Source organism: Sphingobacterium faecium, assembly GCF_003054045.1.
GTDB lineage: Bacteria > Bacteroidota > Bacteroidia > Sphingobacteriales > Sphingobacteriaceae > Sphingobacterium > Sphingobacterium faecium.
This window is the reverse complement of the sequence record NZ_QBKH01000018.1, coordinates 1-3,356: the sequence shown is the minus strand read 5'-3', so window position 1 is coordinate 3,356 and position 3,356 is coordinate 1. Positions and strand designations below refer to the sequence as shown.

Below are 3,356 nucleotides of genomic sequence, written 5' to 3'. Positions count from 1 at the left end.
TTGTTTTAAGGCAATTTTAAATTCATTTCTGTCGAACCCTAATTCTTCGTTCTTTTTTGATTTGAATAGATAATGATAATTGTAGTAATTCCAAAACATTTTTAGCACTGGACTATCGTGTAATGATAGGAGCTCTACATACTGTTTCTCCTGATAAGCTAAATCACCAATTACATTAATGAGATTTACATAATCTTCTAATATATCATCTGGAATATCTTGTTTTGCAAAACCTTTCATTATTCGATTGGGCGAGTAAATGATAACTTCCGATGTTAATAAATCCTTCATGTTAAATAGCCATTTTGCTAAATTAATAGGAGGATTAAAGCTTTTATCATTATCCTTAAGTAACTGGAGCAAATCGTTAATCGTGTGAGCATATAGGATCTTTCCATTTTTCCATGTCAGCAATTTATCATTTTGATCAATATCTTGATACCATATCAAATTTATCAATTATTGAAAGCGGTAATGAATTTCATTTTGCAGATACTTTAAAAGATATGCAGGTATTTCACCAAAAAAAAATACGTATGGTTAGTATATGGTCAAACATTACTTCTTACGTATACGCAGGTAAATCATTTCATCTATAATTTTGCAATTTTATAGTGTTTATATACAATTTGTAAGGTACTACCCGGACGCCACTTGCTATAGGTGTGTTTTTTTTCCGACATTTGAACATGCCTCTATTTATAACTTTGGATAATGTCTATAAATTATATAATCTCGATCCTGCTGAAAAGACGGAAGGGATAGTAATTATTAGTCAGCAAAACGCCCCAAATAAGAAATATACAAGTCATAGTCGTCTGTTTGATGGTTTATTATTGGGATTTATGATAAAAGGATCCATGAAATCACAAATCCATTTTCTTGAATATGAAATAAACGCAGGTGATATTGCTGTTTTACAACCGCAATTGATGATCGAAACAAAGTCATTGAGTGAACATGCAGAAATAATAACAATTGGTGTTTCATTAGATTTTATTACAGAATTTCCCATTCTACGTGAGTTTGTCATGAATGATCAAATTAGATGGGAACCAATTGTAAGGCTTCAGCCCAACGAAATAAAGCTTCAGCATGATTTACTGACACTTATACAAAATTTCTATCATAAGAAAGCGAGTACAAATAAGACACAAATGCTACGGCATCTTGTTCTAGTTTTAATAAGTATGATTTCTGAAGTATATTCTAATTTACCTCATAGTAAAAGCTTAGTAAAGAGCCGTACACATGAGATCATTGATGATTTTTACCTCCTTATTTCGAAGTACGCTAACCAGTATAGAAGCGTTGCATTTTATGCTGAAAAACTTCATTTAACACCGCAGTATCTTTCCAGTTTTCTGAAACAGAAAACTGGAAAATCTGCCTTACAATGGATTGATCATCTCACCATTGTACATGCTAAAACATTACTCAAATCTTCTAATCTATCAATTAAAGAAATAAGCAATGAGCTTCATTTCGAAGAAACAAGTGTCTTTTGCAGATATTTTAAAAGAGCAGTAGGAATATCGCCAAAAACTTACAGAAATGAATAGTATTTGTTTTTTATAATTATTACAGATGGTTAAATAAGATTAGCTTTCATATTGTATGTAAATACCATTAAATGGTTAATGCCTTCCATTTGCCGCTTTTTACTTTTACTGCATGAGAAAAACAGATAAAAAAGCGGCCATAGGATTTATATTTATCACATTGTTGATTGATATTACAGGTTGGGGAATTATACTTCCAGTAGTTCCAGCACTCATCGGAGAACTTATCGATAGTGACCTTAGTGAAGCCGCCAAATATGGTGGATGGCTCGGATTTGCGTATGCTATCACCCAATTTATATTTGCGCCTATAGTGGGAAATCTAAGTGATCAATATGGAAGGCGCCCAATCCTTTTATTTTCTCTTTTTGGATTCGCAGTTGACTATATGCTGTTAGCATTTGCACCATCCATGGGTTGGTTGTTTTTTGGAAGAATCATTGCTGGGCTTACTGGGGCAAGTATTTCCACAGCTAGTGCGTATATTGCAGATATATCCACCAACGAAGATAGAACGAAAAATTTCGGCTTAATCGGAGCTGCTTTTGGATTAGGATTTATTATAGGCCCGGTAATCGGTGGTTTACTTGGGTACTATGGAGCTCGAGTTCCCTTTTATGCAGCAGCTCTGCTATGTATGGTGAATTTTCTATATGGGTTATTTGTATTACCAGAAAGTTTAGAAAAAGATAAACGTCGTTTATTTGACTGGAAACGCGCAAATCCCATTGGTACATTTAATTTTTTGAGAAAACAGTCAAAAATATCAAATCTTATTTTTGCTTTAATTCTGGTCTATGTCGCTCTTCATGCTGTACAGAGTAACTGGCATTTTTTTACCATGTATAAATTTAATTGGACAGAACGAGCTGTAGGTCTATCACTAGGTTTACTGGGTTTATTGACTGGATTAGTACAGGGGCTCTTAATAAGATGGATTACTCCCAAATTAGGGGAACAGAAAAGTATCTATTTTGGATTGTTATTATATGCTTTAGGTTTAATGTTATTTGCATTTACTAATGAAGGATGGATGATGTTTATTTTCCTCGTACCCTATTCTTTAGGAGGAATATGCGGACCGGCACTACAATCAATAATAAGTAAAAATGTTCCTTCAAATGAACAAGGTGAGCTTCAGGGGGCATTGACAAGTCTAATGAGTGCTACTTCTATAGTAGGTCCTCCGATTATGACAAACCTATTCTATTATTTTACACATGATAAAGCACCCTTTAAATTTTCTGGAGCGCCATTTTTTTTAGCTTCCATTTTAATGTCTGTTAGTGCGATCATTATTTATATTGCTTTTCGACGAAAAAACAAACAGTAAGCTAGGGTTAGAAAAATAAAATAACTTCACCTAGCCATTTCCACCATTCACCGAGTTTTTAGTTGGTTTAGTCTAATTGCCATAAGATAGGGATGATTTACACCCTACTTTTGAATCAACAATTGCTTTAGCAAGCATCAGGGTTTGAGTTGGTGGATGTGGGGCTGATGCAACTTAATAACAATATAATATAAAGATATTATGAAAACTTTAGCAAAAACATTCGCAGCAGCAGCCTTGATCGCAGTATCAACATTCACTATGGCAGCTGGCAAACCAGCAGGAGACAACTCTAAGAAAGCAGCTGTCAACCTATCCACAGCAGATCTCGCCATTGATCATTACATTGCCGTTATGACCGAAGGGCAGTCAGCAGGAGTAGAGCAACTGTTTACATCCGATTTCAGTCAGAAAGTACATGCATCAAACGATCAGACCAACAGCCGTTCAGAAGTTATTTC

Annotated in this window: 4 protein-coding genes; 3 read left to right on the top strand and 1 reads right to left on the bottom strand. The window is 34.4% G+C overall.

Going from position 1 to position 3,356, the window contains the following annotated elements:
* On the bottom strand, positions 1 to 291 hold a 291-nt coding region (locus C8N37_RS22605; RefSeq protein ID WP_146171131.1), incomplete at its 3' end, for a hypothetical protein.
* 398 nt (positions 292 to 689) lie between these two features.
* On the opposite strand from C8N37_RS22605, the gene C8N37_RS22595 reads away from it, so the two are divergent.
* The 3 genes from C8N37_RS22595 to C8N37_RS22585 form a co-directional block, all read left to right on the top strand.
* Positions 690 to 1,562, top strand: coding sequence for a helix-turn-helix transcriptional regulator (locus C8N37_RS22595; RefSeq protein WP_108161031.1), 873 nt, complete (start codon positions 690 to 692; stop codon positions 1,560 to 1,562).
* A gap of 112 nt (positions 1,563 to 1,674) precedes the next feature.
* Complete coding sequence (locus C8N37_RS22590; RefSeq protein ID WP_108161030.1) at positions 1,675 to 2,895, top strand: TCR/Tet family MFS transporter; 1,221 nt, start codon at positions 1,675 to 1,677, stop codon at positions 2,893 to 2,895.
* A 201-nt stretch (positions 2,896 to 3,096) separates the two neighbouring features.
* Positions 3,097 to 3,356, top strand: a 260-nt coding sequence (locus tag C8N37_RS22585) for a hypothetical protein (protein WP_146171130.1), incomplete at its 3' end; no start/stop codon positions are given.